This window comes from Nakamurella flavida (genome assembly GCF_030811475.1).
Classification (GTDB): domain Bacteria; phylum Actinomycetota; class Actinomycetes; order Mycobacteriales; family Nakamurellaceae; genus Nakamurella; species Nakamurella flavida.
In genome coordinates, this window is sequence record NZ_JAUSQV010000001.1 from 705,680 (window position 1) to 726,993 (window position 21,314).

A 21,314-nucleotide genomic window follows, 5' to 3' on the forward strand; every position below is an offset into this window, starting at 1 on the left:
GGGCGGGAGATCGCCCGGCCCCGCGGTGCCACCGTCGGGGCCGGGCGATACCGTCGCGGACATGAGCGCAGCGCCCGCCTACACCGGCCACGTCGACCCCCAGGGTGACCCCGTCACCCGTGAGCTGACGGGCATCACCGTCACCAAGCTGTCGGTGGGCCCGATGGACAACAACGCCTACCTGCTCGTCGAACGGGACAGCGGCGAGGCCGTCCTCATCGACGCGGCGAACGACGTGGAGAGCATCGTCGCCATGATCGGTGCGGTGCCCGAGCGTCGGGTGACCGCCGTGGTGACCACCCACTCCCACTGGGACCACCGCGAGGCGCTGGCTGCCGTGGCCGAGCGGACCGGGGCGCGGCTCCTCGCCGGCGCCGCGGACGTGGCCGACATCCCGGAGACCATCGACGTCCCGTTGGGCCACGGGGACACGGTTGCCTTCGGCGGGCAGCAGCTCGAGGTCATCGCCCTCCGCGGGCACACCCCGGGTTCGGTCGCCCTGCTGTACCGCGACCCGCACGGGCCCGCCCACCTGTTCACCGGCGACTCGCTGTTCCCCGGCGGGCCGGGCAAGACCAACTCCCCCGCCGACTTCGCCTCGCTGATGGACGATCTCGAGCAGCGGGTGTTCGACGCACTGCCCGACGACACCCTGGTCTACCCCGGTCACGGGGACGACACCACGGTGGGTCGGGAACGGCCGTCCCTGGCCGAGTGGCGCGCCCGCGGCTGGTGACCGCGATCCTGGGTGACACCGGTCTCAGCCGGGCTGCGACCACCGCTCCCGCAGGGCCCGCGTCCAGGCCGGCCGGGGTGACACGGTCCGAGCCGGGACGGTGGGCGGCCGAACGGGCCCCTCGTCGGCGACCGACCGGGCGGCCGCGTCGACCCAGGCCAGAACGCCGTCGACGGGTGCGATGAGGGACGCCGCGGCGACCAGTGCGGCACCCCGCAGGGCCGGTTCCGCCTCGTCCAGCAGGTGCACCGGCCGACCGAGCGCGTCGGCGGCGAGCTGTGCCGCCGCCGGGTGCCGGCGCAGGACGCCGCCCGCCGCGGTCACCGGAGAGTCCGGATCGCCCCCGGTCACGGAGTCCAGCAGGGCCTGCAGCACGGCGAACGGGCGCCAGATGTCCACCGCGAAGGCGCGCACCAGGTCGGCGGGAGTGCTGCCCGGCGACAGCCCGGACACCGCGCCGAACACCCCGTCGGGGTAGTCCGGTCCCCGTCGGCCGTACACGTCGGGGACGGCCCGGACGTCCGGGAGAGCGGGTCGGTCGCCGTCGAAGGACGCCCACGGGACCGGCGTCCCGGTGAAGCCGGTGACCCACTCCAGGACGTTGCCCGCCGAAGTCACCGCACCGCCCACCGCGGTGGTCCGTTCCCCCACCCGGAAGGCCCACAGCCCGTCGGGCACCGCGGGCGAACCGGGCAGCAGGGCCCGCACGCTGCCGGACGTCCCCACGGTCAGCGCGGTGGCCCCCGGCCCGACGGCACCCAGGCCGAGGTTGTGGCACAGCCCGTCGCCGAGAGCCGGCAGCCAGGCGGCAGCCGGCGCCCACCCCGCCGCCCACGACCCGAGCCGCGGGTGGACCGGATGCGCACAGACCCCACCGAGCCGGTGCTCGTCCACCCCGAGTGCGCTCAGCACCGGGCTGGTCCAGCCGCCCGCCCACCGGTCCCACAGTCCGCTGGCCGCGGCGATCACCGGACTCCAGCCGACGTCCCGCCCGGTCAACCGGCGCGTGAGCCAACCGGCGAGGTCGGTCAGCCGGGCCGTACCCGGGACGGACACGGTGCGCACCGCGGCGACCGGGGAGCTGCTGTGCAGATAGGTGCCGCTGGTCTCCCGGGAGAAGACCCCCCGCAGGGCGTCCCGCACCTCGGCGAGGTCGGCGGCCGGCACCGTCGATTCCCAGGTGAGCACGTCGCCCAGCGGCCGGTCGTCGGCGTCGACGGCCAGCAGGGTCTGCCACTGCACGGAGACCGAGACCGCCCGCACCGCGATCGGATCGATGCCGTCGAGCAGGTCGACGACGGTGGCCAGCACCACCGCCGGGTCCGGTCGACCGTTCGTCGCCTGGGCGGCGGTGCGGTAGCGGCGCTCGTGCACCGGGCCGAGACGTCCGTCGGCGAACCGGGCGGCCCGGACCCCGGTGCTGCCGATGTCCAGGGACAGCACGACGGCGCCCCCGGCGGGTTCACGCGCGGGAGCGCCGTCGACCCGCGATCCGGTGATCAGTCCTGCGGCCCGTTCGGGTACATGACGGCCTTGAGGACCTCGGGGCGGCGCAGCGAACCGAGCGCATCGGCGTACTCGTCGAGACCGAAGCTGTGGGTGATGATGCCCGTCGGGTCGACCTTGCCGCCCTGCAGCAGCTTGATCGCGCGGGCGAACTCGTAGCTCTGCGCGAAGGAACCGCGCAGGGTGATCTCCCGACGGAACAGCTCGAACGGCTTGATGGAGATGGTCTCCTCCTCACCGGCCATGCCGTAGACCATCAGCGTCCCGCAGGACTTGACGAACGGGATGAGCTCCGAGAGGACCGAGATCGCACCGGTGCCGTCGATGACGATGTCGAAGCCCTCGGGAGCGATGGCGCGGAGCTCGTCGGCGGAGGCGGCGAAGTCGTTGCGGTCCACCAGCACGGTGTGGTTCGCCCCGTGCGACTTGGCCACGGCCAGCTTGGCCGCGTTGGGCGCGGCGACCGTGACGCTGCCCGCGCCGCCGTGCCCGACGAGCTGGGCCAGGATCTGGCTGGTCGGGCCGGCCCCGATGATCAGCACGTCGTCGGCCGGCGTGATGTCCATCCGGTCCAGGCCGTGCACGACGCAGGCGGTCGGCTCGATGAGCGCGGCGGCCTCCAGGCTGAGGTCCCCGATCGGGTAGCAGCGGGTCGCCTGAGCGATGGTGTGCTCGGCGAAACCACCCGGGGCCTGCACGCCGAGCGCGACACCGTTGTGGCACCAGAGGAAGTCACCGCGCTTGCAGGGCGGGCACGCGAAGCAGTAGATGGTGTTGTCCACCGAGACCAGGTCACCGATCGCGAAACCCTGGGCGCCCTCACCGAGTTCGGTGATCCGGCCGACGATCTCGTGGCCCGGGGTCAGCGGGTAGACGGGACCGAACTCACCGATGTGCAGGTGGGCGTCGGTGCCGCAGACGCCGACGATGACGTTCTCCATGCGCACCTCGCCCGGGGCGAGGGGGCGGTCGGGGACCTCGGTGACGGAGAACTTCTCGGGCTCGGTGTAGACCACTGCGCGCATGTCTGTCCGTTCGTGTGTGCGGGATGTCGGAGCCGGGACGGGGTGGGGGCCCCGGGGAGGAAGGTACGCCGGGCGGCGTGGGCGGGCTCAGCCCTGCGGAAGGGTGACCTCGCGGCCCTGCGCGATGGACGTCTCGATGGCGACCTGGACCTCGGTGACGGCCAGCGCGTGCTCGAGGGACACCTCGGGGGCGGAACGGCCCAGGATGTTGTCGGCGAAGGCGTGCGCCATCCACGACGGGAAGCCGTGGAAGCGGCCGTCGGCGGTCGGGAAGTACGTCCGCGGCCAGACGTAGCCCTCGGGGCCGGAGATGGCGACGCTCTGGTTGGTCTGGTCGATGAGGACGGACCCGCTGGTTCCCCGGACCTCGAAGCGGAACGGGAACGGCGAGGGCAGGTTGTCCGGCAGGGCCCAGGTCGAGTCGAGCAGGGCGGTGGTGCCGTCGGCAAAGGTCAGCATGGCCTGCACGCCGTCCAGGGTGTCGATGCCCATCGATGCGAGCACCCGCTTGCTGCCCTTGGCGTAGACGGCGACGACCGGCTGGTTCGCGAACATCATGGCCAGGTCGACGGTGTGCGACATGAAGAACCACGTCGGCGACGTCTTCGCCGCCCAGGACAGCATGCGGGTGGGCACCCGGGTGGTGCTGGACAGGAACGCGGACTGGGAGATGACGTCGCCGACCTGTCCGGCCGCCACCGCCGCCTTGGCCTCCAGGAACGCCGGGTTCCACCGGTTCTCGAACGCGGCGACGACCAGGGATCCGCTCTCCCGGGCCGCGGCGGCGATCGCGTTCGCGGCCTCCATCGTGGTGGCCAACGGCTTCTCGATCAGCAGGTGCAGGCCGCGGCGGGCCGCCTCGACGGCCGGCTCCTCGTGCGCGAAGTCGGGGGTGGCGACGATGACCGCGTCGACCCCGGCGTCGTACAGCTCGGTGGCGGAGGCGAAGGTGGGCACGGAGAACTCGGTGGCGAACCGTTCGGCGACCGCGGTGTTCGGTTCCGCCGCGCCGGCGACCTCGATCTCGGGTACCTGCTGCAGGGCGTTCGCGAACATGCTTCCGCGGAGTCCGGCTCCGACAATCCCAACGCGCACGGTGATCTCTTCCTCGAGTGGTGTCCTGGCGGGCCGGCGACGGCACCCCGGAGGGGCCGGGCGGCGCACGACGCCGCACCCTGCTCCGCCATGGTGGCCCGGGATTGGTCCGGGCAGTAGGTCCAAAACGGATCGATTGGACTGCGAATGCGCCCGGACGGTGCCGGTCGGCTCACCCGGGTGGGAGCAGATCGGCCGCGCGCAGTGCGGCTCCCAGCTGACCGGCCCGGTCACCGGTGACGGCGTCGACCACCCGGGTCCCGGCCGTCCAGCGCAGTCCGTCGAGGGCGGCGCGGTAGGCGCCGGCCACCGCGCCACCCCGGGCCATCACCCCGCCGGCCAGCACCAGCACGTCCGGGGAGAGCACTGCGCACAGGTTGTCCACGCCGGTCGCGAACAACCCGGCCGCCGTGGTCAGCACTTCCGTGGCGGCCGGGTCGCCGTCTTCCACCCGGGCCTCCCACCGGGTCATCACGTCCCCGCCCGGACCGGGGCCGACGACCCGTTCGGCCGCGCGTGCCAGGGCTCGGCCGCCGACCAGCACCTCCCAGCACCCCGACCGCCCGCACGGACACGGCGGGCCGGCCGCGTCCAGCACCATGTGGCCGATCTCCCCCGCGTCGCCGGTGCCGTCCAGCACCCGGCCGTCCAGCACGATCGCGCCGCCGATCCCCGTCCCGACGGCGACCACCAGGACCGCCCGGGCACCCCGACCGGCGCCCAGCCGGGCCTCGGCGAGGCCGGCGGCCCGGGCGTCGTTGAGCACCTGCACCGGGACGCCGGTGGCCGCACCGAGCAGCGATCCGACGTCCACGTCGGCGACCCCCAGATTGGCCGACCAGGTGACCACCCCGCCCCGCACCGTCCCGGCGATCGCCACCCCCACGGCGGCCACCTCGTCCCGGTGCGCGGCGGCCAGCGACACCAGGGCGCGCACCCGGTCCGCGGGGGCGTCGGGCAGCAGCACCCGGGTGGTCCGGGACACCGCACCGGACGGGTCCATCACCAGCGACCGCAGCGTGCTGCCGCCGAGGTCGATGCCCAGCACCGGACCCGAGCCGGGCCCGGAGGGCACCGGAGCGGGGACGACCGGGGCAGCGGTGCCGCCGGGCAGGCGCGGCTCAGCCATGGAGGGTCACCCCGTAGTCGCGCACGGCCGACACCGACACCCCGAAGGACTCGTCCGCAGTCGCGCCGCCCGCCCGGTCGGTCCGGTCGTGGTCCTGCCAGGCGCGGCCGAGGCGACGGACCCCCTCGGCGAAGACGGCCGGGGGAAGTCCGAAGCAGACGCGGACGAAGCCGTCCCCCGCGCCGTCCGCGGACAGCGAGTCGCCGGCCACGACCGCCACCCCGTGCCGACGGGCGAGCTCGGCGAACGGCCCGGACGTACCGTGCGGCATCCGCAGCCAGAGGGTGACCCCGGCCTGGGGTTCCGCCCAGGAGAACCCGGGAAGGTGGGCGGCGAGCACGGGCGCCGCCGCGGCGAGCTTCGCGCGCAGCTCGGCGGCCCGCTCGTCCCGCACCTGGGCGAGCCGCTGCAGCAGCCACACCGAGAGCGCCTGCGACAGCAGGGGTGTGCCCAGATCCGCACGCACCTTGGCCCGGGCCAGCCGCTGGACCAGGCGTTCGTTGGCGCGGATCCAGCCGACCCGCAGACCGCCCCAGAAGACCTTGCTCATCGATCCGATGGTCACCACCTGCTCGGAGGCGGTCCGCGCGGCCAGGTACGGCGGCAGCGGTCCGAGGGCGAGGTGCCGGGACGACGTGTCCTCGACGACCACCCCGTCGACGCCGGCCAGCGCCGACCCGACGTGCAGCAGATCGGTGTCCCGCACCACCCGGCCCTCGGGGCCGCCGGCCGTCATCAGGTAGGTCAGGGCCGGGCGGTTCCGGCCGATCGCCGCGATGAGCGGGTCCGCCCCGGCCCCGGCCAGCGAACGCGTGCTGCGCAGCGTCACCGGCATGGACCGGAGCAGGTCCAGCACGCCGGGGGAGGTCGGATCCTCGACCAGTGCGGTGTCCCCGGGCCCCAGGCACAGGCCGGTGAGCAGGGCCAGGGCCTGCTGGTTCCCGGTGGTGATCAGGACCTGGTCGACCGCGGTGGGGAGCCCCTCCTCGGTGAACCGGTCGGCGACCGCCGTCCGCAGCTCCGGCAGACCCATCGGGGAGTACCCGGACCTTTCCAGCAGATGGTCCATCAGATCGCCGCCCAGGGCGCCGACGCCCTCCCGGACCGCGGTGGCGGTGGGCAGCCGGGCGGTGGCCAGGTCGATGATCACCGACGAGGTGTCCAGCGCCGCGGTCGGCAGGGCGGCCGGTGCGCTCGCGCGTCCGTCCGGACCGCGCCCGGACGCACCGGCGTCCCGGTCGGCGCCGGCCACCCACGTGCCGCTGCCCCGTCGACTGACCAGCACGCCCTGGCTGCGCAGTTGGTCGTAGGCGCCGACCACCGTGCTGCGCCCGACGGCCAGGGATGCGGCCAGACCCCGTTCCGGCGGCAGCACCGTGCCCGGGGTGAGATCCCCCCGGGACACCGCTGCCGCGATGGCCTGCGCCAGCCGCTGGTAGAGCGGGCCGGGGTTTCCCGACCAGCCACCCACTGCTTCGAGGACGTTCACGCCCACCTCCGGACCTGCCAATTCGGGTCGATCGGGCCAGATTGGCTCTGTCTGGGTCGCCCGGGAGCCACCATGATGGCGATTGGTGGCTGGTTGGACAAGCCACCTGTCCACGTAGGACGAGCGGGACCAGGGCGGGGCGGAGCGTCGCCGGCACCACCGGACACACAGGAGCGAGCATGCAGATAGGCCTGATCGGGCTGGGCGCGATGGGCGGCGGGATGATCCGACGCCTGGTCGGGGCCGGCCACGACGTGGTGGGCGTGGATCTGCAGGAAGCGGCCCGGGCCCGCGCCCGGGAGCACGGTGCCCGCACCGCCGCCGACCCCGCCGAACTGCTGGAGCTGATCACCGGTCCCCGCGTGGTCTGGGTGATGCTCCCCGCGGGCGAGATCACCCGGGCCACGGTCCGGCGCCTGGGTGAGGTGCTGCAGCCGGGCGACCTCGTCGTCGACGGGGGCAACAGCGACTTCCGCGATGCACCCGGGCACGCGGCCGCCCTGGCCGAGCACGGGGTGCGCTTCGCCGACGTCGGGGTCAGCGGAGGCCAGTGGGGCTGGCAGAACGGCTACGGGCTGATGGTCGGCTGCGAGCCCGCCGACCACGCGGAGCTGGCCTGGCTGTGGGCCGCCCTCGGCACCGACGGCGGAGCCTCCCGGGTCGGTGGGGTCGGCGCCGGACACCTGGTCAAGGCCTTCCACAACGGGGTGCAGTACGGGGTGCTGCAGGCCTACGCGGAGGGGTTCGCGCTGCTCAGCGCCCACCCCGAGGTGGACCGGGTCGCCGCGATGCAGGCCTGGCAGGGCGGCAGCTCCATCCGGTCCTGGCTGCTCGAGCAGATCGTCACCGCCCTGCAGGACAACCCCGATCTCGAGGACGTCAGCACCCGCATCTCGGACTCCGGGATGGGACGCTGGACGGCCGAGGAGGCCATCCGGCTGGCCGTCCCGACGCCGGTGATGACCGCCGCCCTGCACGCCCGTTTCGCCAGTCGCAGCGACCAGGTCGGCAACAAGCTGCTGACCGCGGCGCGCGCCCAGATCGGAGGCCAGAAGTCATGACCGTGCCCCTGTCCGTCGGCTCCGCCCTGCGTTCCGCGGCCGCCGAACTGGTCGCGCTGGCCGACGCCGTCGACGAGAACGAACTGGCCGCCCTGCGCGACGCGGTCCTCGCGGCGCGTCGGGTCTACTTCACCGGTGCCGGCCGTTCCGGGCTGATGGCCCGGGCGGTGGCCATGCGGATGATGCACATCGGGTTGGCCAGTTTCGCCGTCGGCGAGATCGCCACGCCCGGCATCGCCGCGGGCGACCTGCTCGTCTGCTTCAGCGCGCGCGGCAGCGGATCCATCACCGCACAGGCCCGGACCGCCCGGGAGCAGGACGCGGGCGTCGCGGTGGTCACCACCGCCTCCGGCACCCCGCTGACCGATCTCGCCGGCTGGACCGTGGTCCTGCCCGTCCGCAACGGCGTGGCCACCGAGCAGCACGCCGGCTCGCTGTTCGAACAGGGTTGCCTGGTCGTCGGCGACGTCCTGTGCCGCGCGGTGCAGACCGCCCTCGGGGTGCCGACCGCCGAGCTGGACCGCCGGCACGCCAACCTGTCGTGAGCCCTTCCATGCTGCTGGCCGCCACGGCCGACGGCGCCTTCGCCGGGGACCTGGCCGCCGCCGGGGTCGACCGCATCGTCGCCTACCACTCCAGCGTGTACCGACAGCGCGGCCTGCCGTCCGTGGCCGGACTGCTCCCCTGGGCCAGCGCCAACGAGCAGACCCTGGGGGCACTGCCGTCGGTGGTCGCCGCAGCCGGCTCCGTCCCGGTCGTCGCCACCGTCTGCGCCAACGACGGCCTGCTGCCCGCGGACGACATGCTCGACCGCATCATCGCTCTCGGTGCCGTCGGGGTGCTGAACGCCCCGACGGTGGGCCTGTTCACCGGTCCGGTGCGCGCCGTCCTGGAGGAATCCGGCCTCGGCCTGCGGACCGAGATCGATCTGCTCGCCGCCGCCCGGGCCCGCGGCCTGGAGGCCTGGGCGTACGTCTTCGACCCCGCCTCCGCCGTCGCCGCCCACGAGGTGGGCGCCACCGGTCTCGTGCTGCACCTGGGGATCACCGGGCACCCCGGCGACCCGAGCCGGACCGCGGCCGACGTGGTGGCCGGGGTACTGGCCGCCGTCCCGTCCACCGGGGTCCTGCTGCACGGCGGAAACCTGCGCGGGCCGGACGATCTCGTCGATCTGCTCACCGCCCTGCCCGGCGCCGAACGGGCCAGGATCACCGGATTCTTCGGGGCGTCGGCCTTCGAGTCCCGCCCGCCCGGGGTCGACGTCGGCACCGTGCTGACCGCCTGGCGCACCGCCCTGGACCCGGACGACTCGGCCGAACACCCACCCACCCGGACTCCCCCGCCCGTCCGACCCGCCCCTGACCAGGAGACCCGATGACCACCGGCAGCACCGTCCTCACCGTCCCGGAGGTGGCCGCCCACCGCGGAGCGCCGCTGTATCTGTTCGTCGGGGTCAGCACGGGCGGATCGGCCGTGCACCAGGCGTTCCCGACCTGGGCCGCGCTCTTCGCCCCGGATGCGGAACTCCGCGGTGTGGACCTGCCGGAGACCGACGACCCGGCGCCGTTCCGCGCGCTGGTCGAGGCCATGCGGGACAACCCGGACGTGCACGGCGCCGTGGTGACCAGCCACAAGTTGCGGTTGTACCGGGCGTGCTCGGACCTGTTCGACCGGACCGACCCGCTGGTCGGCCTCACCCACGAGGTCAACTCGCTGGACACCCGGAGCGGGGTGTCGGCCTTCGCCCGGGACGCCCAGTCGCTCGCCGTCCTCGACGCCCCGCTGGGTGGAGCGGCCGGCCCGGCCGCGCCGGCCCTGTGCCTGGGTTCCGGTGGCTCGGCGATCGCGTTGCTGCTGCGGTCCCGGTTGGACATCGAGGCCACGCTGACCGCGGGGCACGCCGTCCCCATGCCGGCCGACCGCACCGGGGCGCTCACCGTCGTCGGCCGCCGCGAGGCCGCGCTGGCCGAGATCGGCGAGGTGGCCGAACGCTGCGGCATCGCCGCCGACAGCTTCGCCACCGTGCTGGCCCGTGACCCGGCGCAGTACGCCGCCCTCACCAGCGCCGCCGCGCCGGGCACCGTGATCATCAACGCGACCGGCCTGGGCAAGACCGCCCCCGGTTCCCCCCTGCCGGACGCGGCCGCCTTCCCGACGGGCAGCCTCGCCTGGGACTTCAACTACCGCGGCCCGCTGACCTTCCTGGCCCAGGCCCGGGAGGCCGGCGTGCCCACCGAGGACGGCTGGCTCTACTTCCTCGCCGGCTGGAGCTGTGCGCTGGCCGCCATCACCGGAGGCGACGCCGCCGACCTGCTGGCCGCGGTCAGCCGGGTCTCCGACCCGTTCCGGCCGACCCCGACCGGCTGAGCCCGGGCGGGCCGCTTCACCGGCCCCGCACCCGGGGTGATCGATGCTCAACCCATGTGCACCCGCATCTTCTGGTCCGACAACCCCATGGCGCCCGTGGTGTCCCGCACCATGGACTGGGCGATCAGCGACGAGCCCGACCTGTGGAGCCTGCCGGCCGGGCTGACGCGCGATTGCGGCGACCCGGCCCTGCTCAGCTGGACCTCGCGGTACCGGTCCGTCGCGCTGAGCATGTGGGGTTCGGGAACCTGTGACGGGATGAACGAGAAGGGGCTGGCTGCCCACGCCCTCTACCTCGACGTCTCCGAATGGGAGCCGGCCGACGACCGCCCCGCGGTCAGCAACCTGATGTGGGTGCAGTACATCCTCGACAGCTTCGCCACCGTCGCGGAGGTGGTCGCCGCCGCCGCGGACGTCCGCATCGTGTCCATCCCCTTCCGCGGTCAGCAGATGGGCTGCCACGTCGCGGTCGAGGACCCCAGTGGCGACTCCGCGATCCTCGAGCCGCTCGACGGCAGGCTCGTCGTCCACCACGGACGGCACTTCCCGGTGATGGCCAACTCCCCGTCGTTCGACGAGCAGCTGGCCAACCTCGAGCGCTACCGACCGTTCGGCGGGGAGCTGCCCCCGCCCGGGGACATCTCGTCGCTGGACCGGTTCGTCCGGGCCAACTACTTCCTGCACTACCTGCCCGAGCCGACCTCGGTGGAGGAGGCGACCGCCCGGGTGTTCAGCCTGGCCAACAACGTGGCCGTCCCCGCCGGGTCGCCCTACGCCGACAACGGCGGGGTCTACCCGACCTGGTGGACCGCGGGAGCGAATCTGGCCGACCGGGTGTACTACTTCTGGTCCACCGAGAGCCCCAACCTCACCTGGGTCGACCTCAACGAGCTGGACGCCCCCGGCGTGATGGCCCTGGACCCGCGCGGCACCGGGCTGGTCGGGGACATCGGCGGTTCACTCGCTCCGGCGGCGCTGACGTACTGAGCCCGCCGGTCGCCCGGCGGGGCACCCGACCCCCGGTCGGTCGAATCAGCCGACCGGCAGGTGCTTCTGCCACCAGGCCAGGATCGCGGTGAACCGCTGCAGGCGGTGGCGCGGTCGGCCCGATCGGGACAGCTCGTGTCCCTCCCCCGGGAAGAGCAGCATCTCCGTCGGCGCACCCCGCAGGGAGAGCTCCACGAACAACCGTTGGGCCTGCTCGACGGGGCACCGCCAGTCCTGCTCGGAATGGATGATGAACAACGGGATCGCGATGCGGTCGGCGTGCGCGAGCGGGGACATGCGCCAGCGATTGTCGCGGTCCGCGCCGACGTAGGACGTGGCGAAGTGGTAGCCGATGTCGCTGGACCCGGCGAAGGAGTCCCAGGCGTTGACGGCCCGCTCGCTGATGCCGGCCACGAAGCGCTCCGGGGAGTGGGCGGCGAGCCACGAGGTCATGAACCCGCCGTAGGAGCCACCCATGACACCCACCCGGTCGCCGTCGAGATCGGTGCGCTGGAGGGCGGTGTCGAGCAGGGCCAGCACATCGGCCACGTCCACCGTGCCCAGCCGCCCCAGCACGGTGCGTCCGTGTTCCTCGCCGTAACCGGACGAACCACGCGGGTTCCCGTACACCACGGCGTATCCGGCGGCCGCGTAGACCTGGACCTCGTCGAAGACCGCCGGTGAGTACGCCGCGTGCGGCCCGCCGTGCACCACCAGCAGGACCGGGTGCGGGCCGTCACCGTCGGGCAGCAGCAGCCAGCCGTGCACGGGGTAGCCGTCCGCCCCGGAACCGTCGAGCTCGATCGGCTCCCGCAGGCCCGCCTCCCGCAGTCCGGCGCTGAAGTCCGTCCACGTCTTCGCATCGGCGACCGGAGTCGAGTCGGTCGAACCGGTCAGGCGCACGGTCACGACCTCGCCGGCCGAACGGGTGTCGGAGACCGATGCGGCCACCATCCACTCCCCGGCCGTGGGCCCATCGCCCTCGGCGGCGGAGAAACCCAGGACGACGGGACCGGCGAGCACGATCGGGAGATCGTCCAACCGGGCGCCCACCGCCCCGTCCGGCACCAGGCGGATCCCCACGGTCCCCCGGTCCTGCACGGCGACCAGGACCCCACCGGGCACGACGACCGGTGCCCCGACGGACCGGTCGACCTGGACGGTCTCCGGGTCGGTCATCCGGACCGGCTCACCGCCGTCGGTCCACCACAGGCCGACCGTGCGACCGTTGGCGTCGTGGCCGGTGAAGTCGGCGGCCACGAAGTACACCCGGTCACCCGAGGCGACCGGGTCGCCCGCGTTGCCGACGGACGGCAGCACCGTGCCCTCGGCCGGAGCACCCCCGAGCGGGGCGGCCAACCGGACGATCTCCGCGGTGGCCGCGTCCGGGGCGGTCGGGCGCGTGTAGAGGACGTCACCGTCGACACCCGCGGTCAGGTCCCGGATCCCCAGCGGCTCGTCGGTGAGCTGCACCGCCGACGGCACCGGGTCGCCCGGGACGCCGTCGGACGGATCCACCAGGAAGGCCTGGACGGGTTTGTCAATGACGAAACCCTCACCGTCCGACCGGTAGCTCAGCCGGGTCACCAGCCGAGCCGGTTCCGCGTCCGGGCCGACACCCTCCGCCGTGCCGTACCGCCCGGCCTCCGGGACACGCGCGGCGAACACCACCCGGCCGTCGGGCAGGAATCGTGCCCACCGCACCCCCAACGGCTCGTCGGTCACCGCCCGGGCCTCGCCGCCGTCCACCGGCATGACGTACACCTGGGCCGGGCCGGCGGCGGGGGCCCGCCGGAACAGCAGGGTCCGCCCGTCGGGCGCGATCACCGGATCGGAATCGCGCGGGCCCGCGGTGAACACCACGTCCGCGGCCGTGCCCCGGCCGTCGCCGTCGCCGGCTCCCGGGCTGAGCCGGTGCAGCACCCCGGCCGTGTGGTCCGCCGCCAGGTCGGGCCAGGCCACCGCGACGACCACCTGCCCGTCCGGGGTGAGCACGGGGCGGCCGGGGGTTCGCCACAGGGGCAGATCGGTGGGATGCACGCCCTCACGCTAACCACCGGGCCCGACATCGTCCGCCCGAGCCCGCCGATACCCGGCCCGGCGATCCGGTCCGCCCGCCCGCCGGTCCGGCGAGGTCACCCGGCTGACCAGGACCGTTCGGTCACCGGGGCCGTCGGTGGGTCATGGCACTCTGGTGCCATGGCGCTCACCGCGGCGGGGATCGATCCCGCACCTCAGCACACCGCCCGTCGAGCCGACCGGTGAGCGGCGTCCCGGCGACCGTCCGGCGCGTCCTGCACACCCCGGCGCGGCGCATCGCCGCCGCCGCCGTCGTCCTGGTGCTGCTGATCGTCGTGGCCGTCGCCGTGTGGCCGTCCTCGGCCCCCACGCCGGTGGCGTCCCAGGACGAGACGATCACCGTTGCGGGCGGCCCGGGCGTCGACACTCCCGTCGACCTCGACGCCACGCTCTACCTGCCCGCGGTGACCCCGGCGCCGGCGGTGATCATGGCCCACGGCTTCGGGGGGTCCAAGCGGTCCGTGGCCGCCGACGCGCAGGACATGGCCCGAGCCGGCTTCGTGGTGCTCGCCTACTCGGCACGCGGGTTCGGCAACTCCACCGGGCAGATCGGCCTGGACTCGCTGGACTACGAGATCGCCGACGCACGCGGGCTCGTCGACTGGCTCGCCGCCCGGCCGGAGGTGCAGCAGGACGGCCCGGACGACCCCCGGGTCGGGGTCACCGGTGCCTCCTACGGCGGTGCACTGTCGCTGATGCTCGCCGGCACCGACCCCCGGATCGACGCGCTGGCCCCGTCGATCACCTGGAACGACCTGTCCCAGGCCCTGTTCCCCAACGCCCAGGCCGACGACGGAGACCTCACCGCCGCGACCCCGGCCGCAGCCACCGGCTCCACCGACGGGGTCTTCAAGCAGTTCTGGGCCTCGGCCCTGGTCACCTCGGTGACCACCGGGGTGTCGCTGTCCGGCCAGTCCATCGCTTCCGGCGACAGCGGCGACAGCGGTTTCGTGGGGGGACGTCGGTCCGAGTCGTCGGCATCCGCCGCGCCCACCGCCGAACCCACGGAGGGCGACCCCGCTGCCGCTCCGAGCTCCGCCGGGGATGCCCCGACCTCCGCCGCCCCGACGACCTCGGCCGCAGCGACTCCGTCCTCCGGTGGACAGATCCCCGGCGCATCCGCCGCGACCCCCACCTGCGGCCGGCTGATGCTCACGCTGTGCGCCGCCTACGCCCAGGCGGCCGAGACCGGACGCATCAACCCGGAGCTGCAGACCCTCCTGGAGCGGTCCAGCCCGGCCCAGGTGGTCGGCGACATCACCGCCCCCACCCTGCTCGTCCAGGGGGAACGGGACACCCTGTTCGGCCTCGACCAGGCCGACGCGAACGCCCGCGCCATCGCCGCGAACGGCGCGACCGTCGCGGTGAGCTGGTACAACGGCGGCCACGACGGCGGGTCCCCCGACACCGCCACCGAGAACCGGATCACCGACTGGTTCCGCTACTACCTGGCCGGCACCGGCACCGAGCCGTCCACCGCCTTCCGGTACACCGTGGACGGCCCGGTCAGCGACACCGGCAGCGCCCGCAGCCGCACCCTGCAGGCCGACAGCTACCCGGGACTGACCGGGGGAACGACGGACAGGTTCGACATCCCGCTGTCCGGCGATCCGCAGTTCGCCGTCAACCCCCCGGGTGGGGTCCCGGCCGGCATCTCCACCCTGCCCGGCCTCAGCGGGCTGGCCTCGACCGCGCTGACCACCTTCGCCGGCGGCCTGCCCGGGCAGACCGCCCGGTTCAGCTCCGCTCCGATGACGGCGCTGACCATCCTGACCGGCACTCCCCGGGTCACCGTCTCGGTCTCCGGTTTCCCGGTCCCGTCGCTCTCCGGCGCCGACCCGTCGACCGACGGCGCGGTGCTCTTCGCCTCCCTGGCCAAGGTCACCGCCGGGGGCACCCGCACGCTGGCCGGCGGCGCCGTGGCGCCCATCCGCATCACGGACCTCCCGGCCGACGGCACCCCCGTCGACGTGACCGTCGACCTGCCGGCCACCGCGTTCCAGGTGGAGGCGGGCTCGACCGTCGAGGTGAGTCTCTCCACCACCGACCAGGCCTTCGCCGGCCCGACCTCGCCCGCCGCCTACCGCATCGCCCTGTCGGACACGGCGGTGGCCGACGGGCCGGCGGCCCGCACGCTCAGCGCACCCGAGGTGCAGGGAACGCGGGTGTCCGCGTCGGAGATCCCGATCGGCTACCTGGTCGGGTTGATCGTGCTGGCCGTCGTCGTGGTGCTCGCCCTGGCCCTCGGAGGCCGGGTGCGCCGACGTGCTGCCGACATCGACCCCGCCCTGGTGGACGTGCCGCTGTCCATCGTCGGACTGGCCAAGCGCTACCCCGGCGGGGTCGCCGCTGTGCAGGATGTCTCCTTCCGGGTGGAGGCCGGCCAGGTCCTCGGCCTGCTCGGACCCAACGGCGCCGGCAAGACCACCTCGCTGCGCATGGTGATGGGGCTGATCGCACCCACCGCCGGCGAGATCCGGGTCTTCGGCCGGCGGATCGCCCCCGGGGCCGAGATCCTCTCCCGCATCGGCAGCTTCGTCGAAGGGTCGGGGTTCCTGCCGCACCTGTCGGGCAAGGCCAACCTGGACCTGTACTGGCGGGCCACCGGCCGCCCCGCCGAGGACGCCCACATGGACGTGGCACTGGAGATCGCCGGCCTCGGCAAGGCCGTCGACCGACGGGTCCGGACGTACTCGCAGGGCATGCGCCAGCGGCTGGCCATCGCCCAGGCGATGCTCGGCCTGCCCGAACTGCTCCTGCTCGACGAACCGACCAACGGGCTGGACCCGCCGCAGATCCACGCCATGCGGGAGGTGCTCCGGCGGTACGCCGCCACGGGCCGGACCGTGCTCGTCTCCAGCCATCTGCTCTCCGAGGTCGAGCAGACCTGCTCGCACGTGGTCGTGGTGAACAAGGGCCGGACGATCGCCGCCGGCACGGTGGCCGAACTGGTGTCCTCGTCCGGGGAGATGGTCTTCGCCGTGGACGACGCCGAGCGGACCGCGGCGCTGCTCCGCGACGACTTCGGCATCACCGGCGTCGAGGTGACCGAGGCCGGCGTCCAGGCCGACCTCGACCGCACCCCGCCGTCCCGGGTGCTGTCCGCGCTCGTCGGTGCGGGCATCGCGGTCAACAGCATGGCCCCGCGGAACCGGCTCGAGGACGTCTTCCTCGACCTCGTCGGGGAGAACGGCGACGGCACGGGCTCAGCCCCAATGCCGACGCCGGGTGGAAGCAGCAGCGACCAGACAGGAGCACGGGTATGAGCCCGGTCCGCAGGGACCACTCGGCCGACGCCGCGGTGGCCGCCATGAACACCCTCGACCGTTCAGTCCCGGTCACCGACGAGGGCACGCCCCAGGGGTACCGCCCCGATCGCACCCTGCGGGTCGGCGTCGAACTGAGCCGTCAGCTCCGTCGGCGACGCACCCAGTTCGCGCTCGGGCTGATGGTCCTGCTGCCCCTCATCCTGGTGATCGCGTTCGCCTTCGGCGACTCCAGCACCGGCGGATCGGTCTCGCTGGTCGACCTGGCCACCTCCGGCGCGGTGAACTTCGCCATCGTGGCCCTGTTCTTCTCGGCCAGCTTCCTGCTCATCGTCGTCATCTCGCTCTTCTTCGGGGACACCATCGCCTCCGAGGCGTCGTGGTCGTCCCTGCGGTACCTGCTGGCCATGCCCGTTCCCCGGGTCCGCCTCCTGCGGCAGAAGGTGCTGGTCGCCGGGCTGCTGTCGTTGATCGCCCTGGTCATCCTCCCGGTGACGGCGCTCGTGGTCGGGTCCATCGCCTACGGCACCGGACCGCTGCAGACACCCGTCGGCGAGGAGTTCGGTTTCGGACAGTCCCTCGTCCGGCTGGCGCTCATCGTGGGCTACGTCGCGGTGCAGTTGACGTGGGTGGCGGGGCTGGCGCTGATGCTCAGCGTGCTCACCGACGCCCCGCTGGGCGCGGTCGGCGGCGCGGTGCTCATCTCCATCGTGTCGCAGATCCTCAACCAGATCGAGGCGCTCGGCGGCATCCGGGACTGGCTGCCCACCCACTACTCCTTCGCCTGGACCGGGTCGCTGGTCGACCCGGTGCGCTGGGACGACATGATCCGCGGCGGGTGCATCAGCCTGCTCTACGCGGTGATCTTCGGGACGATCGCGGTCATCCGGTTCCGTCGCAAGGACATCACCAGCTGATCCCGAGCCGCCCCGGGAGGGCGTCCGGGTCGACGGCCCGATCCCAGCGCTCGCGCGAGCGGACGACTGGCCCGGACGGCGATGCGGCTCGATCGCTCGCCGGGGTCACGGCGGGCCACCACCCGGAGACGACCACTCGACCGGCCGCGACGGTCAGGGCAGCCGGGAGCGCAGGATCGCCACGCCGTCACCGGTGACGTCGGGGGCAGCCTGTCGTCCGGTGAGCGCGAGCAGCAGGGCATCAGCCGGGCCACGGACGACCGGACCGTCGCCGTGTGACCACTCCAGGTCTGCCGCCTCGAACCGCAGGCCGGTGGTCGTTCCCCGGGCCACGAAGGCGGCGCCGGGCCGCCCGGTGAGGAACGTCAACGCCGCGGCCGACCGTTCCGGCGGGATGTCCCGGGTCAGGCCCAACGGGCGGCGGATGTCCGACCCGTGGACGAGCAGATCGGCGAGCGGGGCCTCGGGGCCGGAACCGGGTGGGGTGAACCGGGAGTCGGCCTTCCGACGGAGGATCACCACGAGTTCGTCGAAGGGCGTCCGGGCCTGTGCCCGGGTGAGCCGGTCGTTCGCCCGGTCGAAGTCGCCGCGGCAGGCCACCATGGTCAGCGCGAACCTGGGCAGGCTCACCTGGAGCGGCATCACCAGGTGAGCGAGCACGTCGTGCACCCGCCACGATCCGCACAGGCTCGGGACCACCTGCTGAGCGGGGGTCAGACCCGCCAGGAGGTCGGCCAGGCCGCGGCGCTCGTCGGCGACGGCGGCGAAGGTGTCCATCGGCTGATCGTGGCACGGGCGGAAGCGCCTGTCCCCGGGCGACGGAGGCGGCTCCGCCCCGCCAACCGTTCCTGCCAGGTGTCCGGCCGCGACTCGGCTCGGCTCGGGGGACGAGCCGCACGCCCGGCCGCGGGCCGCAGGCCGCGGGGCAGGCGCGCGGGAGCAGGCGTGGGCCCGCCGGTCAGTGCACGCAGAATTCGTTGCCTTCCGGGTCGGTCATCACCATCCAGTGGTCCCCGAAAGCATTGCGGCGTTCCTCCACGACGGTGGCGCCGTGGCCGACGAGCTCGGCGACCAGACGTTCGATCTCGGGCCACATCTCGGCGTCGGTCCCGCGGGTCGGGGTGGCACTGACGTCCAGGTGCAACCGGTTCTTGCCGGCCTTGGCCTCCGGGACCTTCTGGAAGAAGACCCGCGGACCCGCCCCGTCCGGGTCGACGATGGCGTTCGCGTCGTCCCGGTTCTCGGCCGGGACACCCCACGCCGCCAACGCCTGGTCCCAGGAGGCGAACCCCCCGGGCGGCGGATCGCTGACGTAACCGAGCGCCAGCTTCCAGAACTCGGCGAGGGCGGCCGGGCCGGCGGCATCGAAGACCACCTGCAGATGTCGGGACATGACGACCACCCTTTCCGGCCCCCGTCCGTGGCCGTCCGCGGACCAGCCTGCCTCAGCGGGCCCCGACCGTCACCACCCCGGTGGCGTCCATCCCGCGGATCTCCTTCTTCAGTTCCTGGATCTCGTCACGCAGCCGGCCGGCCAACTCGAACTGCAGCTCCCGGGCCGCGGCCATCATCTGGTCGGTGAGCTGCTGGACGAGGTCGGCGAGCTCGTTGCGGGCCATGCCGGCGGTGCTGTGCCCGGCGTACACGCCTGAGGACGAGCCGCCCGGCGACCCGGGTGCCTTGCGGCCACGGGAGGCGTTGCGGCCGGAGCCGCCCATCTTCACCTCGACCTGGTCCTCGGCCTCGGCGTAGACCCGTTCCAGGATGTCGTTGATCTTCTTGCGCAGGGGCTGCGGGTCGACGTCGTGGGCCACGTTGTAGGCGACCTGCTTCTCCCGGCGGCGGTTGGTCTCGTCGATGGCCCTGGTCATCGACGGGGTCATCTTGTCCGCGTACATGTGCACCTGGCCGTTGACGTTGCGCGCGGCGCGGCCGATGGTCTGGATCAGCGAGGTCTCCGAGCGGAGGAACCCCTCCTTGTCGGCGTCGAGAATGGCCACCAGCGACACCTCGGGCAGGTCGAGACCCTCCCGCAGCAGGTTGATGCCCACGAGGACGTCGTACTCGCCCATCCGGAGCTCCCGGAGGAGCTCCACCCGCCGCAGGGTGTCCACCTCGGAGTGCAGGTACCGCACCCGGATGCCCATCTCGAGCAGGTAGTCGGTGAGGTCCTCGGACATCTTCTTGGTCAGCGTGGTGACCAGCACCCGCTCGTCCTTGTCGGCCCGGACGCGGATCTCGCCGACGAGGTCGTCGATCTGGCCCTTGGTGGGCTTGATGATGACCTCGGGGTCGACCAGGCCCGTCGGGCGGATGACCTGCTCGACGAACTCACCCTGCGCCCGGCCCAGCTCGTACGGGCCCGGGGTGGCCGACAGGTAGACCGTCTGGCCGATGCGATCGGCGAACTCCTCCCAGGTCAACGGGCGGTTGTCCATGGCCGAGGGCAGCCGGAAGCCGTGGTCGACCAGGGTGCGCTTCCGGGACGCGTCGCCCTCGTGCATCGCACCGATCTGCGGGACCGTCACGTGCGACTCGTCGATGACCAGGAGGAAGTCCTCCGGGAAGTAGTCGATCAGGGTGGCCGGCGCCGACCCGGCCGGCCGGCCGTCGATGGGCCGGGAGTAGTTCTCGATGCCGGAGCAGAAGCCGACCTGCCGCATCATCTCGATGTCGTAGGTGGTGCGCATGCGCAGGCGCTGGGCCTCGAGCAGCTTGCCCTGGGCGTCCATCTCCGCGAGTCGGTCCTCCAACTCCTGCTCGATGAGCTGGATGGCCTTCTCCATGCGCTCCGGGCCGGCCGCGTAGTGGGTGGCCGGGAAGATCCGCAGCTCGCTGACCTCCCGCACCACGTCACCGGTCAGCGGGTGGAGGTAGTACAGCCGCTCGATGTCGTCGCCGAAGAACTCGATGCGCACGGCGAGCTCCTCGTAGGCCGGGATGATCTCCACGGTGTCGCCGCGGACCCGGAACGACCCTCGGGTGAAGGCCACGTCGTTGCGGGCGTACTGGATCTCGACCAGGGCGCGGAGCAGCGAGTCGCGGTCCATCGAGGCGCCGACGGAGACGGGGATCGACCGGTCGAGGTAGGACTGCGGAGTGCCCAGGCCGTAGATGCAGGACACCGACGCGACCACGATGACGTCCCGCCGGGAGAGCAGGGAGTGGGTCGCGGAGTGCCGCAGCCGCTCCACGTCGGCGTTCACCGAGGAGTCCTTCTCGATGTAGGTGTCCGTCTGCGGGACGTACGCCTCGGGCTGGTAGTAGTCGTAGTACGAGACGAAGTACTCCACCGCGTTGTTCGGGAAGAGCTCCCGCAGCTCGTTAGCCAACTGGGCGGCCAGCGTCTTGTTCGGCGCCATCACCAGGGTGGGCCGCTGCAGCTTCTCGATCAGCCAGGCCGTCGTCGCCGATTTGCCCGTGCCGGTGGCGCCGAGCAGGACGACGTCCTTGTCCCCGCCCCGGATGCGCTTCTCCAGGTCGGCGATGGCCGTCGGCTGGTCGCCCGACGGGCTGTACTCGCTGACCACCTCGAAGCGCCCGCCGGTCCGCGGGATGTCGCTGACCGGTCGGAACTCGGAGACGGCGAGGATGGGATGTTCTGTCGCGAAAGCCACGAACCACAGGCTACGCGGGGGGTCCGACAGTCCGCGTCGG

General features: G+C 73.3%; 17 protein-coding genes. 8 read left to right on the forward strand and 9 right to left on the reverse strand.

What is annotated here, in order from left to right; genetic code table 11:
• The first annotated feature begins 61 nt into the window (after nucleotides 1–61).
• The gene (locus J2S58_RS03130; RefSeq protein ID WP_205255581.1) at nucleotides 62–736 is read left to right on the forward strand and encodes an MBL fold metallo-hydrolase; all 675 of its coding nucleotides are present in this window, start codon (nucleotides 62–64) and stop codon (nucleotides 734–736) included.
• A 24-nt stretch (nucleotides 737–760) separates the two neighbouring features.
• Here J2S58_RS03130 and J2S58_RS03135 read toward each other — a convergent pair whose 3' ends face one another.
• From J2S58_RS03135 to J2S58_RS03155, 5 genes are all read right to left on the reverse strand, one after another.
• Entirely contained in the window at nucleotides 761–2,179 is a 1,419-nt protein-coding gene (locus J2S58_RS03135) for an FGGY-family carbohydrate kinase (RefSeq protein WP_205255582.1), read from the reverse strand.
• A 56-nt stretch (nucleotides 2,180–2,235) separates the two neighbouring features.
• Nucleotides 2,236–3,267: a zinc-dependent alcohol dehydrogenase family protein gene (locus tag J2S58_RS03140; RefSeq protein WP_205255583.1), complete on the reverse strand. Its 1,032-nt coding sequence runs from the start codon at nucleotides 3,265–3,267 to the stop codon at nucleotides 2,236–2,238.
• Nucleotides 3,268–3,354: 87 nt separating this feature from the next.
• Nucleotides 3,355–4,596 carry a Gfo/Idh/MocA family protein gene (locus tag J2S58_RS03145; RefSeq protein WP_306826334.1) on the reverse strand — a complete coding sequence of 414 codons (1,242 nt, stop codon included), beginning with the start codon at nucleotides 4,594–4,596 and terminating at the stop codon, nucleotides 3,355–3,357.
• Nucleotides 4,535–5,491, reverse strand: a complete 957-nt coding sequence (locus J2S58_RS03150; RefSeq protein WP_205255585.1) for an ROK family protein — start codon at nucleotides 5,489–5,491, stop codon at nucleotides 4,535–4,537. Before J2S58_RS03150 ends, J2S58_RS03145 begins: the two co-directional genes overlap by 62 nt.
• Nucleotides 5,484–6,980 carry an aminotransferase-like domain-containing protein gene (locus J2S58_RS03155; protein ID WP_205255586.1) on the reverse strand — a complete coding sequence of 499 codons (1,497 nt, stop codon included), beginning with the start codon at nucleotides 6,978–6,980 and terminating at the stop codon, nucleotides 5,484–5,486. The genes J2S58_RS03150 and J2S58_RS03155 overlap by 8 nt, the downstream gene beginning before the upstream one ends.
• Before the next feature lie 179 nt (nucleotides 6,981–7,159).
• On the opposite strand from J2S58_RS03155, the gene J2S58_RS03160 reads away from it, so the two are divergent.
• Genes J2S58_RS03160 through J2S58_RS03180 form a run of 5 tightly spaced genes read left to right on the forward strand, consistent with a single transcriptional unit; the run spans nucleotide 7,160 to nucleotide 11,395 of the window.
• The gene (locus J2S58_RS03160) at nucleotides 7,160–8,041 is read left to right on the forward strand and encodes an NADP-dependent phosphogluconate dehydrogenase (RefSeq protein WP_205255587.1); all 882 of its coding nucleotides are present in this window, start codon (nucleotides 7,160–7,162) and stop codon (nucleotides 8,039–8,041) included.
• Nucleotides 8,038–8,586: an SIS domain-containing protein gene (locus J2S58_RS03165; protein ID WP_205255588.1), complete on the forward strand. Its 549-nt coding sequence runs from the start codon at nucleotides 8,038–8,040 to the stop codon at nucleotides 8,584–8,586. The genes J2S58_RS03160 and J2S58_RS03165 overlap by 4 nt, the downstream gene beginning before the upstream one ends.
• On the forward strand, nucleotides 8,583–9,419 hold the full coding sequence (locus J2S58_RS03170; protein WP_205255589.1) for a phosphoenolpyruvate hydrolase family protein: 837 nt from the start codon (nucleotides 8,583–8,585) through the stop codon (nucleotides 9,417–9,419). The genes J2S58_RS03165 and J2S58_RS03170 overlap by 4 nt, the downstream gene beginning before the upstream one ends.
• Nucleotides 9,416–10,408, forward strand: coding sequence for a hypothetical protein (locus tag J2S58_RS03175; RefSeq protein ID WP_205255590.1), 993 nt, complete (start codon nucleotides 9,416–9,418; stop codon nucleotides 10,406–10,408). Before J2S58_RS03170 ends, J2S58_RS03175 begins: the two co-directional genes overlap by 4 nt.
• A 54-nt stretch (nucleotides 10,409–10,462) precedes the next feature.
• Nucleotides 10,463–11,395, forward strand: coding sequence for a linear amide C-N hydrolase (locus tag J2S58_RS03180; protein WP_205255591.1), 933 nt, complete (start codon nucleotides 10,463–10,465; stop codon nucleotides 11,393–11,395).
• Between the two features lie 45 nt (nucleotides 11,396–11,440).
• Here J2S58_RS03180 and J2S58_RS03185 read toward each other — a convergent pair whose 3' ends face one another.
• On the reverse strand, nucleotides 11,441–13,435 hold the full coding sequence (locus J2S58_RS03185; RefSeq protein ID WP_205255592.1) for a S9 family peptidase: 1,995 nt from the start codon (nucleotides 13,433–13,435) through the stop codon (nucleotides 11,441–11,443).
• 221 nt (nucleotides 13,436–13,656) lie between these two features.
• Between J2S58_RS03185 and J2S58_RS03190 the strand changes: the two genes are divergently transcribed.
• A complete protein-coding gene (locus J2S58_RS03190) occupies nucleotides 13,657–16,740 on the forward strand; it encodes an alpha/beta fold hydrolase (protein ID WP_205255593.1) in 3,084 nt (1,027 codons plus the stop codon).
• Nucleotides 16,737–17,657: an ABC transporter permease gene (locus J2S58_RS03195; protein WP_205255594.1), complete on the forward strand. Its 921-nt coding sequence runs from the start codon at nucleotides 16,737–16,739 to the stop codon at nucleotides 17,655–17,657. Before J2S58_RS03190 ends, J2S58_RS03195 begins: the two co-directional genes overlap by 4 nt.
• Nucleotides 17,658–17,810: 153 nt before the next feature.
• Here the strand turns inward: J2S58_RS03195 and J2S58_RS03200 are convergent, their stop codons facing one another.
• From J2S58_RS03200 to uvrB, 3 genes are all read right to left on the reverse strand, one after another.
• Complete coding sequence (locus J2S58_RS03200; protein ID WP_205255595.1) at nucleotides 17,811–18,434, reverse strand: maleylpyruvate isomerase family mycothiol-dependent enzyme; 624 nt, start codon at nucleotides 18,432–18,434, stop codon at nucleotides 17,811–17,813.
• A gap of 181 nt (nucleotides 18,435–18,615) precedes the next feature.
• The gene (locus J2S58_RS03205) at nucleotides 18,616–19,050 is read right to left on the reverse strand and encodes a VOC family protein (RefSeq protein ID WP_205255596.1); all 435 of its coding nucleotides are present in this window, start codon (nucleotides 19,048–19,050) and stop codon (nucleotides 18,616–18,618) included.
• Between the two features lie 52 nt (nucleotides 19,051–19,102).
• A complete protein-coding gene (gene uvrB / locus J2S58_RS03210) occupies nucleotides 19,103–21,274 on the reverse strand; it encodes an excinuclease ABC subunit UvrB (protein ID WP_205255597.1) in 2,172 nt (723 codons plus the stop codon).
• Between the last annotated feature and the right edge of the window lie 40 nt (nucleotides 21,275–21,314).

Bases quoted from the DNA above. Each gene is read 5' to 3' on its own strand.
- J2S58_RS03200 (WP_205255595.1), bottom strand. From the start codon at position 18,434: ATGGACACCTTCGCCGCCGTCGCCGACGAGCGCCGCGGCCTGGCCGAC.
- J2S58_RS03195 (WP_205255594.1), top strand. From the start codon at position 16,737: ATGAGCCCGGTCCGCAGGGACCACTCGGCCGACGCCGCGGTGGCCGCC.
- J2S58_RS03165 (WP_205255588.1), top strand. From the start codon at position 8,038: ATGACCGTGCCCCTGTCCGTCGGCTCCGCCCTGCGTTCCGCGGCCGCC.
- J2S58_RS03150 (WP_205255585.1), bottom strand. From the start codon at position 5,491: ATGGCTGAGCCGCGCCTGCCCGGCGGCACCGCTGCCCCGGTCGTCCCC.
- J2S58_RS03205 (WP_205255596.1), bottom strand. From the start codon at position 19,050: ATGTCCCGACATCTGCAGGTGGTCTTCGATGCCGCCGGCCCGGCCGCC.
- J2S58_RS03130 (WP_205255581.1), top strand. From the start codon at position 62: ATGAGCGCAGCGCCCGCCTACACCGGCCACGTCGACCCCCAGGGTGAC.
- J2S58_RS03175 (WP_205255590.1), top strand. From the start codon at position 9,416: ATGACCACCGGCAGCACCGTCCTCACCGTCCCGGAGGTGGCCGCCCAC.
- J2S58_RS03160 (WP_205255587.1), top strand. From the start codon at position 7,160: ATGCAGATAGGCCTGATCGGGCTGGGCGCGATGGGCGGCGGGATGATC.
- J2S58_RS03140 (WP_205255583.1), bottom strand. From the start codon at position 3,267: ATGCGCGCAGTGGTCTACACCGAGCCCGAGAAGTTCTCCGTCACCGAG.
- J2S58_RS03180 (WP_205255591.1), top strand. From the start codon at position 10,463: ATGTGCACCCGCATCTTCTGGTCCGACAACCCCATGGCGCCCGTGGTG.